The 17,665-nt window shown below is 75.1% G+C and carries 14 protein-coding genes; 9 read left to right on the forward strand and 5 right to left on the reverse strand.

The annotated features are described in order from the left end of the window. The first annotated feature begins 224 nt into the window (after window positions 1–224). Genes ACIRPP_RS00365 through ACIRPP_RS00375 form a run of 3 tightly spaced genes read left to right on the forward strand, consistent with a single transcriptional unit; the run spans window position 225 to window position 2,274 of the window. Window positions 225–1,070, forward strand: coding sequence for a hypothetical protein (locus ACIRPP_RS00365; protein ID WP_403636648.1), 846 nt, complete (start codon window positions 225–227; stop codon window positions 1,068–1,070). Next, window positions 1,067–1,606: a SixA phosphatase family protein gene (locus tag ACIRPP_RS00370; RefSeq protein WP_403636650.1), complete on the forward strand. Its 540-nt coding sequence runs from the start codon at window positions 1,067–1,069 to the stop codon at window positions 1,604–1,606. The genes ACIRPP_RS00365 and ACIRPP_RS00370 overlap by 4 nt, the downstream gene beginning before the upstream one ends. 41 nt (window positions 1,607–1,647) lie before the next feature. Next, entirely contained in the window at window positions 1,648–2,274 is a 627-nt protein-coding gene (locus tag ACIRPP_RS00375; RefSeq protein WP_403636651.1) for a YigZ family protein, read from the forward strand. A 75-nt stretch (window positions 2,275–2,349) separates the two neighbouring features. Here the strand turns inward: ACIRPP_RS00375 and ACIRPP_RS00380 are convergent, their stop codons facing one another. After that, window positions 2,350–2,778: a DoxX family protein gene (locus ACIRPP_RS00380; protein ID WP_403636653.1), complete on the reverse strand. Its 429-nt coding sequence runs from the start codon at window positions 2,776–2,778 to the stop codon at window positions 2,350–2,352. Window positions 2,779–3,298: 520 nt separating this feature from the next. Between ACIRPP_RS00380 and ACIRPP_RS00385 the strand changes: the two genes are divergently transcribed. From ACIRPP_RS00385 to ACIRPP_RS00405, 5 genes are all read left to right on the forward strand, one after another. Then, complete coding sequence (locus tag ACIRPP_RS00385) at window positions 3,299–4,030, forward strand: lytic polysaccharide monooxygenase (RefSeq protein ID WP_403636655.1); 732 nt, start codon at window positions 3,299–3,301, stop codon at window positions 4,028–4,030. 401 nt (window positions 4,031–4,431) lie between these two features. After that, window positions 4,432–5,595 carry an exonuclease SbcCD subunit D gene (locus ACIRPP_RS00390; RefSeq protein WP_403636656.1) on the forward strand — a complete coding sequence of 388 codons (1,164 nt, stop codon included), beginning with the start codon at window positions 4,432–4,434 and terminating at the stop codon, window positions 5,593–5,595. After that, on the forward strand, window positions 5,592–8,591 hold the full coding sequence (locus ACIRPP_RS00395; protein ID WP_403636658.1) for an AAA family ATPase: 3,000 nt from the start codon (window positions 5,592–5,594) through the stop codon (window positions 8,589–8,591). The genes ACIRPP_RS00390 and ACIRPP_RS00395 overlap by 4 nt, the downstream gene beginning before the upstream one ends. 44 nt (window positions 8,592–8,635) lie before the next feature. Further along, entirely contained in the window at window positions 8,636–9,148 is a 513-nt protein-coding gene (locus tag ACIRPP_RS00400) for an immunity 21 family protein (protein WP_403636660.1), read from the forward strand. Between the two features lie 56 nt (window positions 9,149–9,204). Beyond that, the gene (locus ACIRPP_RS00405) at window positions 9,205–10,050 is read left to right on the forward strand and encodes an SDR family oxidoreductase (protein ID WP_403636662.1); all 846 of its coding nucleotides are present in this window, start codon (window positions 9,205–9,207) and stop codon (window positions 10,048–10,050) included. Between the two features lie 90 nt (window positions 10,051–10,140). Here ACIRPP_RS00405 and ACIRPP_RS00410 read toward each other — a convergent pair whose 3' ends face one another. Together ACIRPP_RS00410 and ACIRPP_RS00415 are read right to left on the reverse strand one after the other, a co-directional pair. After that, complete coding sequence (locus ACIRPP_RS00410; RefSeq protein ID WP_403636664.1) at window positions 10,141–11,832, reverse strand: DUF885 domain-containing protein; 1,692 nt, start codon at window positions 11,830–11,832, stop codon at window positions 10,141–10,143. Between the two features lie 32 nt (window positions 11,833–11,864). Beyond that, entirely contained in the window at window positions 11,865–12,356 is a 492-nt protein-coding gene (locus ACIRPP_RS00415; protein WP_164337401.1) for an Lrp/AsnC family transcriptional regulator, read from the reverse strand. 59 nt (window positions 12,357–12,415) lie between these two features. On the opposite strand from ACIRPP_RS00415, the gene ACIRPP_RS00420 reads away from it, so the two are divergent. Next, window positions 12,416–13,621: a trans-sulfuration enzyme family protein gene (locus ACIRPP_RS00420; protein ID WP_403636666.1), complete on the forward strand. Its 1,206-nt coding sequence runs from the start codon at window positions 12,416–12,418 to the stop codon at window positions 13,619–13,621. A gap of 642 nt (window positions 13,622–14,263) precedes the next feature. Here ACIRPP_RS00420 and ACIRPP_RS00425 read toward each other — a convergent pair. Both ACIRPP_RS00425 and ACIRPP_RS00430 read right to left on the reverse strand, forming a co-directional pair. Continuing rightward, window positions 14,264–15,565, reverse strand: a complete 1,302-nt coding sequence (locus ACIRPP_RS00425) for a GNAT family N-acetyltransferase (RefSeq protein WP_403637545.1) — start codon at window positions 15,563–15,565, stop codon at window positions 14,264–14,266. A gap of 116 nt (window positions 15,566–15,681) precedes the next feature. Then, window positions 15,682–17,268 (reverse strand): alkaline phosphatase D family protein, encoded by a 1,587-nt coding sequence (locus ACIRPP_RS00430; protein ID WP_403636668.1) that lies wholly within the window; start codon window positions 17,266–17,268, stop codon window positions 15,682–15,684. Window positions 17,269–17,665: the final 397 nt, after the last annotated feature.

A 17,665-nucleotide genomic window follows, 5' to 3' on the forward strand; every position in this document is an offset into this window, starting at 1 on the left:
CGACGGCCGGGCGCTCTACTACAACCGCGCCACCTTCACCGTGTGTCCCTGATCCACCGAGGTCCGCTCGCGGCCTGCCCCGCGGAGCACCCCGCGCGGGGCAGGGAGGCGGCGAAGCCGGCCGGTCCCTCCCGCTCCCTCCCGTTCCATGCCGCTCACGCGGGCGGACGCCGAAAGTGTGCGAGAGACCTGCGTCTTCCCGCCGACACGCCTACGCTCGCCTCGTGCTGCGCATCACCGACGCCCGAACCGGCCGCCTCGTCGACGCCGCCCCCGTCCGGCGGGGCCTGACCCGGGTCGAGGCCCATACCGAGGGGTTCGACGCCACCGCCCTGCGGGTGATGGTCGTCGCCGACCTGCTCGTCCGTGCCCTGGAGCTCGGCGGCACTCCGGTGTGGGCGTTGCTGCGCGCCGACCGGGGCCGCCCGGAGCTGCGGGCCGCGGCCGCCGCCCTGGGGGTACGCCCGTTCGAGGACGACCGGCAGGCGGACCCCGGCCTCGGCGAGGCTAGGATCCTGCACGTGGTGGGGGAGGACGGCACGAAACCCGACGGAGCGCGAGTCGAGGTCGCAGCCGCCGTGGCCGAGGGCTTGACGGTCCTGACCGCCACGACCGCCCCGGACAGCACGCACGGCCCCGGGGATCCGGCCGGCACGCACAGCACTGAGGGCCTGGCCGCCCCGGCCTCCGCAGACCCCGGAGCCCCGCCCGGCACCACCGACCCCGGCCCCGACCCCGCCGCCCTCCGCCTCGCCCTCCTCTCCCACCCCAGGGACACCCCCGTACGCCTCGACCCGGCCGCGGTGACCGGGGCCGCGCGCACCCTCGCACACTGGCGCCGGGCGGTCGCCGACTGGGCGTCCAGGCCCTCCCGGCCCGTTCCGGACGCGGTGCGCGCCCGGCTGCGGTCCGCCTGGGAGAACGACCTGGACGCCGTGCGCGTGCTCGACGTCCTTCACGACGTGGCGCACGCGCCCGATCTCCCGGACGGCGCCCGGTTCGAGACCTTCGCACACGCCGACCGCCTGCTCGGCCTGGAACTCACCCGCGACCTCGGATCACCGGCATGATCGAACGAACCGGAGCGGGCCCGCTGCGCCGCCTCTTCGTCCTGCGCCACGCCAAGTCCGCCTGGCCGGAAGGCGTCGCCGACCACGACCGGCCCCTCTCCGCACGCGGCCGCCGGGACGCCCCCGCCGTCGGCCGGGCGCTCGCCGACGCCGGACGGCTGCCCGGCCAGGCCCTGTGCTCCACGGCCGTCCGCGCCCGCCTGACCTGGGAGGGGGCGTCGGCGCAGTGGGGCACACCCCCGCCGGTCCGCTTCGACCGGCGCCTGTACATGGCGGGCGTGCCGGAACTCCTCGCCGTGCTGCACGAGGTGCCCGACGAGATCCGCACCGTCCTGCTGATCGGGCACAACCCGGGGCTGGAGGACCTCGTCCTCACCCTGGCCGGTGACGGCCTGGACGACACCTTGGACCGCGTCCGCGTCAAGTTCCCGACCTCCGCGATCGCCGTCCTGGCCTGGCGCGGCGGCTGGCCCGACCTGACCGCCGGCTCCGCCCTGCTCACCTCGTTCACCGTGCCGCGGGGGACGAAGCCGTAGCCGGTCCGGCCGGTGCGGGACCCTGCGCATAGGCTGGCCGGATGCAGGACGAGTACCGCACCGTCGCGCGCGCGGGTGTGCACGAGACCGAGATCAACCGCTCCCGCTTCCTGTGCGCCCTCGCCCCGGCGGCCACCGAGCAGGAGGCGCAGGACTTCATCGCGTCCGTGCGCCGCGAGCACGCCGACGCCACCCACAACTGCTGGGCCTACGTCATCGGGGCCGACGCCTCCGTCCAGAAGGCCAACGACGACGGAGAGCCCGGCGGCACCGCCGGCGTGCCCATGCTCCAGATGCTGCTGCGCCGCGAGATGCGCTACGTCGTCGCCGTCGTCACCCGCTACTACGGCGGGGTCAAACTGGGCGCGGGCGGCCTCATCCGCGCGTACGGCGGCGCGGTCGGCGAGGCCCTGGACAGCATCGGCACGATCACCCGCCGCCGGTTCCGCCTGCTCACCGTCACCGTCGACCACCAGCGGGCCGGCAAGGTCGAGAACGACCTGCGCTCCACCGGCCGCGACGTCCGGGACGTGCGCTACGGCGAGCACGTCACCATCGAGGTCGGTCTGCCGGACGCCGACGTGGACGCCTTCCGCGCCTGGCTCGCCGACGCGACCGCCGGGACGGCCCGCCTGGAGGTCGGCGGGGAGGCGTACGGGGACGCGTGAGCGTTGCGTCCCCTTTCCCGCCGGCTTCCCGCGGAACCGGGCGGTGGAAACCGCGTGAGTGCCCCTTCGGGGCGGTCATGTCGTCGTTGTCGTCCGGTCACGTCGCTCTCCCCGGTGGGTGAGCAGGCCGGCCAGGGTCCACCGGCCGGGGCCGAGGGCGGAGATGAGCAGGAAGGACCAGCAGAACATGACGGCCGTCTCGCCGCCGTTCTCGATGGGGAAGACCGCATGGGGCTGGTGCACGACGAAGTAGGCGTACGCCATGGATCCGGAGCAGAGGATGGCCGCGGCGCGCGTCCCGAGGCCGCACAACACCAGTGTGCCGCCGAGCAGTTGGATGGCAGCGGCCCACCAGCCGGGCCACGCGGCGACTTCGGGCTTCGCTCCGTGCGGGCCGCCCAGGACGTCGAACAGGGTGGCGGCTCCGTGACAGGCGAACAGGAGTCCCAGGACGATCCTGAACAGTCCGATCACGTGTTCTCTGCTTCTGTCCAGCGCTTTCATCGGTGTGTCTCCTCTGTCTCGCGCAGCGCTCTCGCGGAGGCTGCGTCGCGGTGGGGGCGAAGACTGGCCGGGTGCTCGGGTGCTCGGGTGCTCGGGTGCTCGGGTGCTCGGGTGCTCGGGTGCTCGGGTGCCTCGGCCGGGAGGGATTCCGGCGGACGGGCGGCGTCGGGCCGGGACGTGGGGGATGCGCGTCCGGTGCGCCACTCGGCGGAGGCATGGCGCAGATCGCGGCCGGGCGGTACGGGGCATCGGCGAGGCGGCCGCAGGGTGGCAGTCGAACTGTGAACCATGCCCGGGGGTCTTGTCTAGACCAATAGGGCGGGCAGTTCGGCTTCACGGGCGGCGGCCCCGAAGTGGCGTGCGCTGCTGGGGTGTTCGCGTTGTTCAACCTCTTGACCGGAGCGGATCCGTCGATAAGGTCTAGACCTGAATCGAGAAGGTCTAGACCTGCCCGCACGTGATCGGTGCGGAACGCGCCCCCTGAACGGCTGCCTGACGACTCAGAAGGAAGTGGAATGGCATGAACACGAAAAAGAAGGCGGCTCTCGCGATCGGCGCGCTGGTGGCCCCCCTGCTCGCCATCAGCCTCCCGGCCGGTACGGCCAGCGCCCACGGCTGGGTGACCGACCCCGGCAGCCGGCAGGACCAGTGCGCCGCGGGCGTCGTCGACTGCGGCCAGATCAAGTACGAGCCGCAGAGCGTCGAAGGGCCGAAGGGCCTGCGCAGTTGCAGCGGCGGAAACGCCCAGTTCGCCGAACTTGACGACGACAGCAAGGGCTGGCGGGTGACACCTGTCAGCAGTACGCACACCTTCAACTGGCACCACACGGCACGGCACTCCACCGCCAACTGGCAGTACTTCATAGGCAACACGAAGATCGCCGAGTTCGACGGCCGTGGTGCCCAGCCTCCCGCCGACGTCAGCCACCAGGTGAACTTCGGGTCCTTCACCGGCCGTCAGAAGGTGCTTGCCGTGTGGAACGTGGCGGACACCGGAAACGCCTTCTACGCCTGCATCGACGTCAACGTCGGCGGGGGCAACGGCGGAGGTGACGACGGCGGAGGTGACGACGGCGGAGACGGTGAGCCGGGTGACTGCGTCGCGCCGCTCTGGAGCGCCGGAAACGTGTACACCGGCGGCGACACCGTCTCCTACGGCGGGCACACCTGGCGGGCCAAGTGGTGGGTGACGGGCGAGCAGCCCGGTACCACCGGTGAGTGGGGCGTCTGGGAAGACCTCGGGGCCTGCTGATCCCGCCCGCCACCGGGGCGGGGCCGTCACTCCCTGTACGGCCGCGCCCCGGTGAGCCCCGCGCAGCAGCGGGCGGTCTCCGGATGCCGAGCAGGTCGGCCCCGGGACGGGACGCGTCGGCGAGAACGGCTGAGGACCGGCGCCTCGTCCTGGGCGAGCAGTGTCGTCGTTCACGGCGTGGCACACTCCACGACCTGTTCGAGGCGGCTCGGCCGCACCACCGTCGAGTGACGGCCGACCCCCGTGGCCCTGTGCTGTCCGACGCGGGTGGCAGACTGAGGCGCGTGAGGGATCAGGTGCCGACCGGCGCCGGCGTGGTCGACGACGGCCACGGGCCGTGCCGGTCCGGTGTCTGCCACAGGGGCTGAGGAGGGGGAAATCATGCGGGCCGGAGTCGCGCTGTGAGGTTGCTGCACACGTCCGACTGGCACCTCGGCCGGTCCTTCCACCGGGTCGGCATGCTCGGCGCCCAGGCCGACTTCATCGGCCACCTCGTGGCGACCGTGCGTGAGCGCGCCGTCGACGCGGTGGTCGTCTCCGGGGACGTGTACGACCGGGCCGTGCCGCCGCTCGCCGCGGTCGAACTGTTCGACGACGCCCTGCACCGGCTGGCCGACCTCGGTGTGCCGACGGTGATGATCTCCGGCAACCACGACTCCGCCCGCCGGCTCGGCGTCGGCGCCGGGCTCATCGGCCGTGCCGGCATCCACCTGCGCACCGACCCCGCCGCCTGCGGCACCCCCGTGATGCTGTCCGACGCCCACGGCGAGGTCGCCTTCTACGGGCTGCCCTACCTCGAACCCGCCCTGGTCAAGGACCGGTTCCAGGTGTCGAAGGCCGCCCACGAGACGGTGCTGGCCGCCGCCATGGACCAGGTCCGCGCCGACCTCGCCGCCCGCCCGGCCGGCACCCGCAGCGTCGTCCTCGCCCACGCCTTCGTCACCGGCGGCGAACCCAGCGACAGCGAACGGGACATCACCGTCGGCGGAGTGGCCGCGGTGCCCGCCGGGGTCTTCGACGGCGTGGACTACGTGGCCCTCGGCCACCTGCACGGCTGCCAGACCCTCACCGAGCGGGTCCGCTACTCCGGCTCCCCCCTGCCGTACTCCTTCTCCGAGGCCCGGCACCGCAAGAGCATGTGGCTCGTCGACCTCGACGCCGACGGGGCCGTCACCGCCGAACGCGTCGACTGCCCGGTGCCGCGCCCCCTGGCCCGCATCCGGGGCCGCCTGGAGGACCTGCTCGCCGACCCCGCGCTCGCGGTCCACGAAGAGGCGTGGGTCGAGGCCACCCTCACCGACCCGGTCCGCCCCGCCGACCCCATGGCCCGGCTCACCACGCGCTTCCCGCACACCCTCAGCCTCGTCTTCGACCCGGACCGCGCCCCCGGCGACCCCGAGGTGTCCTACGCCCGGCGGCTCGCCGGACGCGCCGACCAGGAGATCGCCGAGGACTTCGTCGCCCACGTGCGCGGCGCCGGACCGGACGAACGGGAACAGGCCGTGCTCCGGGACGCCTTCGACGCGGTCCGCGCGGACGACGCCGTCAAGGAGGTCGCCCGGTGAGGCTGCACCGGCTGGACATCACCGCCTTCGGCCCCTTCGGCGCCGCCCAGACGGTCGACTTCGACGAGCTGTCCGCCGCCGGCCTCTTCCTGCTGCACGGGCCCACCGGCGCGGGGAAGACCTCCGTCCTCGACGCCGTCTGCTACGCCCTGTACGGGGCCGTCCCCGGCGCCCGGCAGAGCGGCGGCGGCCAGGGCGTCACCCTGCGCAGCGACCACGCGGCCCCCGGCACCCGCACCGAGGTCACCCTCGAACTCACCGTCGCCGGACGCCGCCTGCGCATCACCCGGCAGCCGCCCTGGGAGCGCGCGAAGAAGCGCGGCACCGGCACCACCGTCGACAAGGCCCAGACCTGGCTGGCCGAACACGACCCGGTGGGCGGCACCTGGAAGGACCTCAGCCGCTCGCACCAGGAGATCGGCGAGGAGATCACCCAGCTCCTCGGCATGAGCCGCGAACAGTTCTGCCAGGTCGTGCTGCTGCCCCAGGGCGACTTCGCGCGCTTCCTGCGGGCCGACGCCGAAGCCCGCGGCCGGCTGCTGGGGCGGCTGTTCGACACCCGCCGTTTCGCCGAGGTCGAGAAGCGCCTCGCCGAACGCCGGCGCGGCACCGAGTCCCGGGTCAGGGACGGGGACGCCGACCTGCTGGCCGACGCGCACCGGATGCAGCAGGCCGCCGGCGGCGCCATGGAACTGCCCGACCTGACCCCCGGCGACCCCGGCCTGGCCGACGCCGTGCTGAGCGCCGCCGCCGTCGCCCGCAGCACCGCGCGCGAACAGCTCACGATCGCCCATTGCCGGCTCGCCGCCGCCGAGTCCGCCCGCGCCGCCGCCTCCCTCGCCCTGGACGAGACCCGCGAACGGGACCGGCTGCAGCGGCGGTTCGCCGAGGCCCGCGAGCGTGCGGCCCGGCTGGAGGAGCGCGCCGACGCCCACCGGGAGAACGAGGCACGCATGGCGCGCGCCCGCAAGGCCGAGGCGGTGGCGCCCGCCCTGGGACTGCGCGAGGCCGCCGACACCGACCACCGCCGGGCGGCCGCCGCCGAGACCCGCGCGCGTGCGGTGCTGCCCGACGCCCTCGCCGACGCCGAAGCGGCCGGGCTCGCCGCCGCCGCACGGCGGGCCGCCGAGGAGCTGGGCGGCCTGGAGTCGGCCCGCCGGGCCGAGCAGCGTCTCGCCGGACTCCTCGACGAGCGCACCGGCCTGGACCGCCAGGAACGCGCCGACGCCGACACCCTGGAGGACGCCGAGACCTGGCTCGCCCGGTGGGAACAGACCCGCGACGGACTGCGGGCCGCCATCGAGTCCGCCCAGCAGGCCGCCGCCCGGGCGGGCGAGCTCGCCGGACAGCGCGACACCGCCCGCCGGCGGCTGACCGCCGCCCGGCAGCGCGACGAACTCACCGCCCGCACCGAGGACGCCCGCCGGACCGCCCTGGACTCCGCCGAGGCCGCCGCCCGGGCCCGCGACCACTGGCTCGACCTCAAGGAACAGCGGCTCGACGGCATCGCCGCCGAACTCGCCGCGCACCTCACCGACGGCGCCCCGTGCGCCGTCTGCGGCGCCACCGAACACCCCGCCCCCGCCCGCAAGGACGCCGGCCACGTCGGCCGCGAGGCGGAGGAGCGCGCCCTGGCGGAGTACCGGGCCGCCGAGGAACGCCGCACCCGCGACGAACGCGGCCTGGCGCAACTCCGCGAGGACCTGGCCGCCGCCCGCGCCGAGGCCGGGGACACTCCCGCCGCACAGCTCGCCGAGGCCCTCACCGAACTGGAGGAGCAGTACGGACGGGCCCGGGACGCCTCGTCGGCGCTGCACTCCGCCCAGGAGGAACTGCGCCGCGCCGAACAGGAACACGCGCTGCGCAGCTCCGCCCGCCAGGAGGCCGCCGTGCGGGCCGCGTCCCGGGTGGGCCACCGCGAGCGCCTCGACCGGGAACGGGCCGCACTGGAGGAGGAGCTGGCCCGGGCCCGGGGCACCGCGCGCAGCGTCGCCGAACGCGCCGCCGAACTGGAGCGGCACGTCGCCCGGCTCACCGACGCCGCCGACGCCGCCCGCGCCGCCGAGGACACCGCCCAGCGGCTCAAGGACGCCGACGCCCGCCTCGCCGACGCCGCCTTCCGGGCCGGCTTCGACACCCCGCAGGCCGCCGCCGACGCCCTCCTCGACGACGCCGCCCACCGGGAGCTGCAACGGCGCCTCGACGCCTGGCAGCACGAAGAGGCCACCGTCCGCGCGGTCCTCGCCGAACCCGACACGGTGGCCGCCGCCGGACAGCCGCCCGCCGACGTCGCCGCCGCCCAGCGCGCCGCCGAGGACGCGGACCGCCGCGTGCGCGAGGCGGCCTCCGCACGCGACGCCGCCGCCCGCCGCTGCGCCGAACTCGACCGGCTCTCCGCCCGGTGCGCCGAGGGCGCCCGCCGGCTCGCCCCGCTGCGCGAGGAGTACGACCGGGTGGCCCGCCTGGCCGCCCTCACCGCGGGCACCTCGGCGGACAACGACCGCAGGATGCGGCTGGAGTCGTACGTGCTCGCCGCCCGCCTGGAACAGGTGGCCGCCGCCGCCACCGTGCGCCTGCTGCGCATGTCGTCCGGCCGCTACACCCTCGTCCATTCCGACGACCGCGCCGGGCGCGGCCGCAGCGGCCTCGGCCTGCACGTCGTCGACGCATGGACCGGCCGCGAGCGCGACACGGCCACCCTGTCCGGCGGTGAGACGTTCTTCGCCTCGCTCGCCCTGGCCCTCGGCCTCGCCGACGTCGTCACCGACGAGGCGGGCGGGGTCCGGCTGGACACCCTGTTCATCGACGAGGGCTTCGGCAGCCTCGACGACCAGACCCTCGACGAGGTCCTCGACGTGCTGGACTCGCTGCGGGAACGCGACCGCAGCGTCGGTATCGTCAGCCACGTCGCCGACCTGCGGCGGCGCATCCACGCCCAGCTGGAGGTCGTCAAGGACCGCTCCGGATCCGTGCTGCGGCAGCGCGCGGGCCACTGAACCCCCGTAGCACCGAGCGGAGTTGGGGCCTGTAGGTTCGGCGCATGGTGCGTCACGCGGAGCCGGGCACGGCACAGTGGGTGGAATCGGGCGGCGGTCCGCTCGTCGCGGTACCGGAAACGGTGCTGGCGTTCTGGACGGGCGCCGACGGCGAGGAGGCGGCCTCGGACTACGACCGGGCCTGTGAGGTGGACGGCGCCGTCGGACTCCTCCCCGTCGGGGACACCACCGCCCTCGTCCTGGGCGACGAGCCCGCCGCCACCGCCTACCTCCCCGAACACGGCACCCTGGTCCGGTGGCTGGCCGCCGACTCGGAGGCCGACCTGCTGGCCGGCGTCGGGGAGGCGCTGGACACGGCCGACTGGGAGCCCGAGGTGGAGTGGCGGGTGCCCGGCCCGGTCGTCCTGTTCGACGCGGCCTGGCCCGGCGCCCACTCCACCGGCACCGACCACCTCCGGCTCGACCTGCCCGCCGGCCGCTACGCGGTCCGCGCCGCCCAGGCGCGGCCCGGTGCGGAGACCTGGCTGTCCCTGGTCCAGCTGCGGCCCCTGCCCTGACCCGCGGGGGGAAATCAGGGTGCGCCGGCACCGGGCGCCCACCATCATGGGCAACCATGCCCCGACTGCCCCATCCCACCCCCGAGTCACTGCGCCGCGACCCCCTGCCGCTGCGTGGCCGCACCGCCCTGGTCACGGGCGCGAGCCGGCGTGGCGGCATCGGCTGCGCCGTGGCCCGGCGCCTGGCCGCCCTGGGTGCGAGCGTCTATCTGCACCACCACGTGCCGCACGACGCCGCCCAGCCGTGGGGTGCCGACCGGCCCGAGGAGGTGGCCGCCGCCGTCCGCGCCGCTTGCGGCGACCCCGGCGCACGCGTGGCCCACGGCCCCGGCGACCTCAGCGACCCGCGGGAGCCCGCCGCCCTGCACGCACGCGCCGCCGAGGCGCTCGGCGGACGGCTCGACATCCTGGTCGCCAACCACGCCCTCAGCGGTTCGGACGGCGACCTCGACACCGTCGACGCCGCGATGCTGGACGCGCACTGGGCCGTGGACGCCCGTTCGGTGCTGCTCCTCGTCCAGGCCCACGCCCGGCACCGCGCCGCGCTGGAGCCCGGTACCCCCGGCGGGCGGGTGCTGATGATGACCTCCGGCCAGGACATCGCCGGCGGCATGCCGGGCGAGATCGCCTACGCCCTGCAGAAGGGCGCCCTGGCGTCCATCACCCGCTCCCTGGCCACGACGCTCGCCGCCCACGCGGTCACGGTCAATACCGTCAACCCGGGCCCCGTCGACACCGACTACCTGACGGGTGAGGACTACGACGCGGTCGCCGCCCGCTTCCCGTCCGGGAGGTGGGGCATGCCCGACGACCCGGCCCGCCTCCTCGCCTGGCTGGCGACGGACGAGGCGGAGTGGGTCACCGGGCAGGTGGTCGACTCGGAGGGCGGCTTCCGGCGCTGACGCTCCCCGCTCGCCTCCCGCGCCCCCGCTGCGCGCGGGCGCGGTCCGGGCCCGCGACGGTGCGCGCGGGCCCGGACCCACCGTGGCCGGCTACAGCGCCGACAGCTCGTCCACCAGGTCGTCCAGGCCGAGCGACCCCTGCGACAGCGCCGCCATGTGCCACGCCTTGAGGTCGAAGGCGTCGCCGTGCCGGGCCCGGGCGTTCTCCCGGCCCCGCAACCAGGCCCGCTCGCCCAGCTTGTAGCCGATCGCCTGGCCCGGGATCGTCAGATAGCGGGTCAGCTCGCTCTCCACGAAGTCCGCCGGACGGCTGCTGTGCGCGCCGAAGAACTCCTGCGCCAGCTCCGGCGTCCACCGCTCACCCGGGTGGAACGGCGAGTCCGCGGGGATCTCCAGCTCCAGGTGCATGCCGATGTCCACGATCACCCGGACCGCCCGCATCATCTGCGCGTCCAGGTAGCCGAGCCGCTCCTCCGCGTCGGTGAGGAAGCCGAGCTCGTCCATCAGCCGCTCCGCGTACAGCGCCCAGCCCTCGGCGTTCGCGCTGACCATGCCCATCGTCGCCTGGTACCGGGACAGGTCGTCGGCGACGTGCACCCACTGCGCCAGCTGGAGGTGATGGCCGGGCACCCCCTCGTGGTACCAGGTCGACACCAGGTCGTAGACCGGGAAGCGGTCCAGGCCCATCGTGGGCAGCCAGGTCCGGCCCGGCCGGGAGAAGTCCTCCGACGGGGGCGTGTAATAGGGCGCCGCCGCGCTGCCCGGCGGGGCGATGCGCGACTCCACCTTCCGCACCCGCTCGGCGAGTTCGAAGTGCGTGCCGTCGAGGGACTCGATCGCCCGGTCCATCACGCCCTGGAGCCACTCCCGGACCTCGTCGACGCCCTCGATGTGCCGGCCGTGCTCGTCGAGGTGCGCCAGCGCCACCCACGGCGTCGCGGCACCGGGCAGGATCTTCTCGGCCTCCTTGCGCATCTCGCCGAGCAGCCGGTGGTACTCGGCCCAGCCGTACGCGTACGCCTCGTCCAGGTCGAGATCCGTACCGTTGAAGTAGCGGGCCCAGCGGGCGTAGCGCTCCCGGCCCACGGTGTTCGGCGCGCCCTCCACCGCCGGCACGTACACGTCGCGCATCCAGTCCCGCAGCCCCACCACTGCGGCGGTCGCCGCGCGCGCCGCCTCGTCCAGCTCGGGGCGCAGGGCGTCCGGCCCGGCGGCGGCGAAGTCCTCGAACCAGCCGCGGCCCTCACCCGTGTCCGACCATTCGGTGAGCTGCCCGACGAACGTGGCGGTGGGGCGCGGCGCCGCGTACAGCTTGCGCTCCAGGCCGAGGGCCAGGGACTCCCGGTAGCCGCCCAGCGCGGCCGGCACGGCCCGCAGCCGCTCGGCGATCGCCGACCAGTCGTCCTCCGTGTCCGCCGGTGTCACGGTGAAGACCTCACGCACCGACTGCGCGACGGTGCCCAGGTTGCCCACCGAACGCAGTCCTTCGTCGGCCTCGTGCACGGCGAGTTCCGCGGTGAGCCGCTCGCGCAGCAGCCGGGCGCACCGTCGCTCGATGTCGCGGTCCGCACCGGGCAGCCGCTCGGCCTCGTCGAGCCGGGCCAGCGTGCGGCGTTGCAGCTCGGCGACGGCCTCCTGCCCGGCGGGCGAGAGGTCGGGCAGCCGGGAGGAACTCTCCCTGACACCCAGATAGGTACCGGAGATCGGGTCGAGGGCGACGAGCTCGTCGACGTAGGCGTCGGCGACCTCGCGGGGCAGCGGGCTGTGGGTGCTCTGTGACATGCGGACCATCCTGGTACGCGGCCCGCCGCACGTCACCCGGATTGAGCCGAGGGCGAAGACGGCAGGAGCGGCCCGCAGTCCCACTGCTGGAAGATCAGCCGGGTCTCCACCCGCGCCACCTCCCGCCGCGAGGTGAACTCGTCCAGCACCAGCCGCTGCAGGTCCGTCATGTCGGCCACCGCGACATGGACCAGATAGTCGTCCGGCCCCGTCAGGTGGAACACGGTCAACGACTCCGGCAGTTCCCGGATCCGCTCCACGAACGGCCCGACCAGCTCCCGTCGGTGCGGCCTGACCTGCACGGACAGCAGCGCCTGGAGCCCACGGCCCAGCTTGGCGGGGTCCAGCTTCAGCCGGTGCCCCAGGATCACGCCGGAGCGGCGCAGCCGGGTCACCCGGTCCAGACACGTCGACGGCGCGACCCCCACCTGCGCGGCGAGGTCCCGGTACGTCGTCCGGGCGTCGTTCTGCAACAGCCGCAGCAAATGAAGATCGACCGGATCCAGTACGACAGATTCAGCCACTGGCCGAACGTAGCACGGACAACCGCCCCACGACTCCGGTCGGTGTTCACCCTTCCGCCATGGACCTGGGCATGGACACGCGAGGCGCGGATGCGCGCCGCACCACGAGAGCACTCGCCACCGAGGCCGTGCACGCCGGCCGGGACGACCTCGCCCGGCAAGGACTGCACGCCCCGCCGATCGACCTGTCCACCACCTACCCCTCGTACGACAGCCGGGCCGAGGCCGCCCGCATCGACGCCTTCGCCACCACCGGCGCGGAACCGGACGGCCCGCCCGTCTACGGGCGCCTCGGCAACCCGACCGTCGCCCGCTTCGAGACGGCCCTGGCCCGCCTGGAGGGCACCGACGCCGCCGTCGCCTTCGCCAGCGGCATGGCCGCGCTCAGCGCCGTCCTGCTGGTGCGCGGCTCCATGGGACTGCGCCATGTCGTCGCCGTCCGCCCGCTCTACGGATGCAGCGACCACCTCCTCACCGCCGGACTGCTCGGCTCCGAGGTGACCTGGACCGACCCGGCGGGCGTCGCCGACGCGCTGCGCCCCGACACCGGCCTCGTGCTGGTCGAATCACCCGCCAACCCGACACTCGCCGAGGTCGACCTGCGGGCCGTCGCCCACGCCTGCGGCTCGGTGCCGCTCCTCGTCGACAACACCTTCGCCACGCCGGTGCTCCAGCGCCCCGCCGAGCACGGGGCCCGGATGGTGCTGCACAGCGCCACCAAGTACCTGGGCGGACACGGGGACGTCCTCGCGGGCGTGGTGGCCTGCGACGAGGAGACGGCCGGCCGGCTGCGCCAGGTCCGCTTCGCGACCGGCGGCGTGCTGCACCCGCTGGCGGGCTACCTGCTGCTGCGCGGGCTGTCGACGCTCCCGGTACGGGTGCGGGCCGCGTCCGCGAACGCCGCGGAACTCGTCCGCCGGCTGGCCGCCGACCCGCGCGTGGCGCGGGTGCACTATCCGAGCATCGGCGGCGCGATGGTCTCCTTCGAGGTGCACGGCGACCCGCACGAGGTGATCGCCGGCGTCCGGCTCATCACCCCGGCCGTCAGCCTGGGCAGCGTCGACACGCTCATCCAGCACCCGGCCTCGATCAGCCACCGCATCGTCGACGCCGACGACCGCCGCGAGGCCGGGGTCGTCGACCGGCTGCTGCGCCTCTCGGTGGGGCTGGAGGACGTCGAGGACCTCTGGGCCGACCTGGACACCGCCCTGGGGGAGCGGACCGCGGCGGCGCCCTCCCGCACGGAGGCGATGGCGGGGGGCTGAGGCGCACCGCGCGGGGGCCTTCGTCCGGGGCGCACCGGGCCCGGGTTACGGGGCCCGGGCCGCACGGAGAAGCCGACGGCAGCGCCGCTGGCCAAGGGCACCTTGTCCGGCCGACGGCAGCGCCCCGGCCAGGGTCACCTTGTCCCGGGGACGGCGAACGGCGGACCTGACCCCGCCGGGGCCGTCCCCGGCGGTCCGGTGCGGGCGGTGAGGGCGACGGAGGACGACGGCCGGGCGCGCCCGCCGGGCCGGTACCCGGGGCGTCCCCGGGTCCGCCGCGGGAGGGGACGGCGATGCCGCCGGCGTCGGTCCGGCATGCCCGCGAGGGCTGTCGTACGGGGCTGTCCCGGGCTGTCTGCCGCGGGGCGGGGAGGGCGGTGGCTCCGGCCGTCGGTCCGGCACGCCCGTCGGCCACCGTACGCGCTGTCCTCGGCTGTCTGCCGCGGGGAGGGCGATGCCGCCGACGACCTCCGGCACGCTCGACGGCTGCCGCACGGGGGCAGACGGTCCGGTACGCCCGCCGGCTCCCGCACGGGGCCGTCCCCGTCCGTCCGACGCGGACGGACGGGGACGGACGGGGACGACGCCGCCGCGGAGATGCCCCGGCCGCCCGTCGGCCGTCGCTCGGGGCCGCCCCCGGCGTCACGGCCGGACGATGCGCTTCCCGGGCACGGGGACGTCCCGAGTGGTCCCCGCCGGGTGCGGCTCGCGGCCCGGCGCGGCCGGGGCGGCGTCCAGCTGCGCGGTGATGACCAGGGTGCCTTCCTCGATCCGGTAGTCGAGGGGGAGGCCCAGCCCGCGCATGGCGGCGACCATGCCGGTGTTGGACGCCTGCGTCACGGCGTAGACGTGGGCGCAGCCCGCCTCCACGGCCATCGCCACCAGCCGCCCTAGCAGTTCACCGCCGATGCCCCGGTGCTGCCAGGCGTCCTCGACGATCAGGGCCACCTCCGTCTCGTCGCCGTCCCACAGCAGGTGGCCCAGGCCGACGATGCGGCCCGAGGCGGTCTGCGCGGCGAGGGTGCGGCCGAAGCGGGGGCCGAGCAGGTGGCGCAGGTAGCGGTCGGCGTCGCCGACCGGGCCGTGGTAGCGCATCCGCAGGGTCTGCGCCGAGCACCGCTCGTGCATCTCCCGCGCGGCGGGGACGTCGGAGGTGTCCGCGCGGCGCACGGTGATGTCCCTGCCCTCGGCCAGCGTCAGCACGTCCCGGCCGGGAGGCAGCCGCGGGCCGAGCCGGGCGTCCAGTTCCACCAGCGCCCGGGCCCGGGCGAACTCCGTGGGGGTGAACGGCAGATGAGGCCGCTCGACGATGATCGTCCCGCCGTCGGGGGCCCGCAGCCGCATCACGGTGTCGTCCAGGGCGTCCTCCACCGGGGCGCCGCCCGCCGTGCGTCCGGCCGGTGACGCGGCGGGCAGCGAGCGGATCGTGCAGCGTCCCAACAACTGGCGTAGGCCGAGCGGGAGTTCGGCGGCGTCCACCGCGGTGCGGGCGGCCAGCCCCAGCACCCGGGTGGGGGTGTCCACGAGGTCGTGCGCGTCGGCCCGCTCGATCCAGGTGTCCGCGCCCCCGGCGGCCGTCACGGCCGCCGAGAGGTCGGCGCCGGCCAGGCCGGCCGGGGCGCGCAGCAGGAACTCGTCCACCGTGGCGGCGCCCAGCGGGTGCGTCTGCAGGCTCAGGATGTCGACCTGCCGCCCGGCGAGCGCCGTGCACAGCGCGGCCAGCGATCCCGGCCGGTCCTCCACCGTCGTCCGCATCCGCCACAGGGCACCCTCGGGGCGGGCGGCTCCGGTATCCGGTTCCGGTGGTGCGTGACCGTGTTCCGGTGGTGCGTGTCCGTGGCGCCGTGTCCGCCAACTCCGCAGCAGCGTTCTGAACGTGCCTGCGGAGGCGGCCGGGCGGAGGGCGGCGCGGCCCTCGGGGGCGGTGGGCGTCACATCGGACATGTCTCGGCTCATGCGACCACTGTGGTGGCAGCGTGTTTCGTGATCACGAACGTGCTGTGACCGGTGGGTAAAGAGTTCTTATGTCCTGATTGCGGCCCTCGCCGCGCGGGTCTCTGTCACTGCCCGACCCGCCCCGGCACCAGCCGCTTCGTGTACAGCACGGTGCCGTCCTGCTCCCGCAGCCGGACCGTCAGCTCCCCGCTGTCGCCGTCGATGTCGACCTGGCCGAAGAACTGGTACCCGCCGGCGGGCGAGACGTTCGACGTGGTGGGAGCCTTGACGAACACCCGCTCCGGGCCGAAGGTCCCGTCAAGTGCCACCGCGGGGAAGGCCCCGGCGTTGAGGGGCCCGGAGACGAACTCCCAGAAGGGCTCGAAGTCGCCGAACGCCGCCCGCTCCGGCCGGTAGTGCTGTGCCGAGGTGTGGTGCACGTCGGCTGTCAGCCACACCGTGCCGGTGATCCGCCGGTGCTTCACGAACCGCAGCAGTTCCGCGATCTGCAGCTCGCGCCCGAGCGGCGCCCCCGGATCACCCTGGGCCACCGCCTCCACGTGCTGCCGCCCCTCGGTGGTGTCCGGCACCACCAGCCCGATCGGCATGTCCGCCGCGATCACCTTCCACACCGCCCGGGACCGTGCCAGCTCCCGCTTCAGCCAGTCCAGTTGCTCACGGCCGAGGATGCCCTGCGGGTCCACGGTCTGGCGGCCGGGGGAGTTGGCGTTGCGATGGGTGCGCATGTCCAGCACGAACACGTCGAGCAGCGGACCCTGCCGCAGCACCCGGTACATCCGGCCCTCGCGCGCGCCGGGCCGGGGAACGGACGTCGGGAAGTACTCGCCGAAGGCGCGCCGGGCCCGGGCCGCCAGCACGTCGACGCGCTTCTCCGTGTACCGGGTGTCCGTGTCGGCGATCCGCTGGCCCGGGTACCAGTTGTTGCGCACCTCGTGGTCGTCCCACTGGACGACGGACGGCACCCGGGCGTTGAACCGGCGCAGGTTCTCGTCGAGCAGGTTGTAGCGGAAGGCGCCGCGGAACTCCGCCAGGGACTCGGCGACCTTGGTCTTCTCCTCGGTGGTGATGTTGCGCCACAGGCTGCCGTCGGGCAGCGACTGGGTGGGCGCGATCGGTCCGTCGGCATAGATCGTGTCGCCGCTGAACAGGAAGAAGTCCGGGTCCAGCCGGTCCATGGCGTCGAAGATCCGGTAGCCGCCGAGGTCGGGGCTGATGCCCCAGCCCTGCCCGGCCAGGTCGCCCGACCACACGAACCGGACGCCGTCCCGCCGGCGCACCGGCGCGGTGCGGAAGGTGCCGGTGACGGGTGCGCCGGTGCGGCGCGGGTCGTCCGGGTCGGACAGCGTCACGCGGTAGTGGATCCGCTGACCCGGCGACAGCCCGCGCAGCCGGGCGGTGCCGGTGAAGTCCGTGCCGGCATCGAGCAGCGGGCCGTGCCACCTCCGCGGGTTGCGGAACGACTCCGTCGGCGAGGTCTCCACCAGCATGCGGGCGGGCCGGTCCGAGCGCACCCACACCAGCCCGGAGTCGTGGGTGACCTCGCCGCTCTGCACACCCCAGGGCGCGCCCGGGCGTCCGGACCGGGCGAAGGCGGGGGCCTGCCCGAGGGCGGGGGAGAGGGCCAGGGCCGCGGAGGCCGCGACCGAGCCGCGCAGCACGGTGCGGCGGGCGGGGAACTGACGGTGCGACATGGACTGCGCCTCCAGGAGCGGGATCCGGTCAGTGTGCGCCGTCAGATGTACTCGGGCGGCGCGGCACGCACCCGAACTCCGTGTGAACAACCGGTTCGCACGCGGGCGGGCCCCGCCGGCGGCGCAGGCAGCGGCCGGTCGGGCGCCGCACGCAGCGGCCCGGCGCCGCGCCGCGATCTTTCCGTCTGCGCGGGAGGGCGTCCGCGAGCCGCCCGCCCTCGTGCGAGAGCGCCCGCAGTGCGTCCGCCCGCGCGGGAGGGCGTCCGTGGCGCGTCCCTCCGCGCGGGCGGCGCAGTCGCCGGACGGGCGGGCGACGCACTCACCGGCGGCGGTGCCGGGCAGATCCGTCCCCGCGCGGGAGGGCGCCCGCGAGCCGTCCGCCCGTGCGGGAGGGTGC

This window comes from Streptomyces sp. NPDC101219, assembly GCF_044767675.1.
Lineage (GTDB): Bacteria > Actinomycetota > Actinomycetes > Streptomycetales > Streptomycetaceae > Streptomyces.

Bases quoted from the DNA above. Each gene is read 5' to 3' on its own strand.
- ACIRPP_RS00370 (WP_403636650.1), top strand. From the start codon at position 1,067: ATGATCGAACGAACCGGAGCGGGCCCGCTGCGCCGCCTCTTCGTCCTG.
- ACIRPP_RS00375 (WP_403636651.1), top strand. From the start codon at position 1,648: ATGCAGGACGAGTACCGCACCGTCGCGCGCGCGGGTGTGCACGAGACC.
- ACIRPP_RS00380 (WP_403636653.1), bottom strand. From the start codon at position 2,778: ATGAAAGCGCTGGACAGAAGCAGAGAACACGTGATCGGACTGTTCAGG.
- ACIRPP_RS00385 (WP_403636655.1), top strand. From the start codon at position 3,299: ATGAACACGAAAAAGAAGGCGGCTCTCGCGATCGGCGCGCTGGTGGCC.
- ACIRPP_RS00400 (WP_403636660.1), top strand. From the start codon at position 8,636: ATGGTGCGTCACGCGGAGCCGGGCACGGCACAGTGGGTGGAATCGGGC.
- ACIRPP_RS00405 (WP_403636662.1), top strand. From the start codon at position 9,205: ATGCCCCGACTGCCCCATCCCACCCCCGAGTCACTGCGCCGCGACCCC.
- ACIRPP_RS00410 (WP_403636664.1), bottom strand. From the start codon at position 11,832: ATGTCACAGAGCACCCACAGCCCGCTGCCCCGCGAGGTCGCCGACGCC.
- ACIRPP_RS00420 (WP_403636666.1), top strand. From the start codon at position 12,416: ATGGACCTGGGCATGGACACGCGAGGCGCGGATGCGCGCCGCACCACG.
- ACIRPP_RS00425 (WP_403637545.1), bottom strand. From the start codon at position 15,565: ATGTCCGATGTGACGCCCACCGCCCCCGAGGGCCGCGCCGCCCTCCGC.
- ACIRPP_RS00430 (WP_403636668.1), bottom strand. From the start codon at position 17,268: ATGTCGCACCGTCAGTTCCCCGCCCGCCGCACCGTGCTGCGCGGCTCG.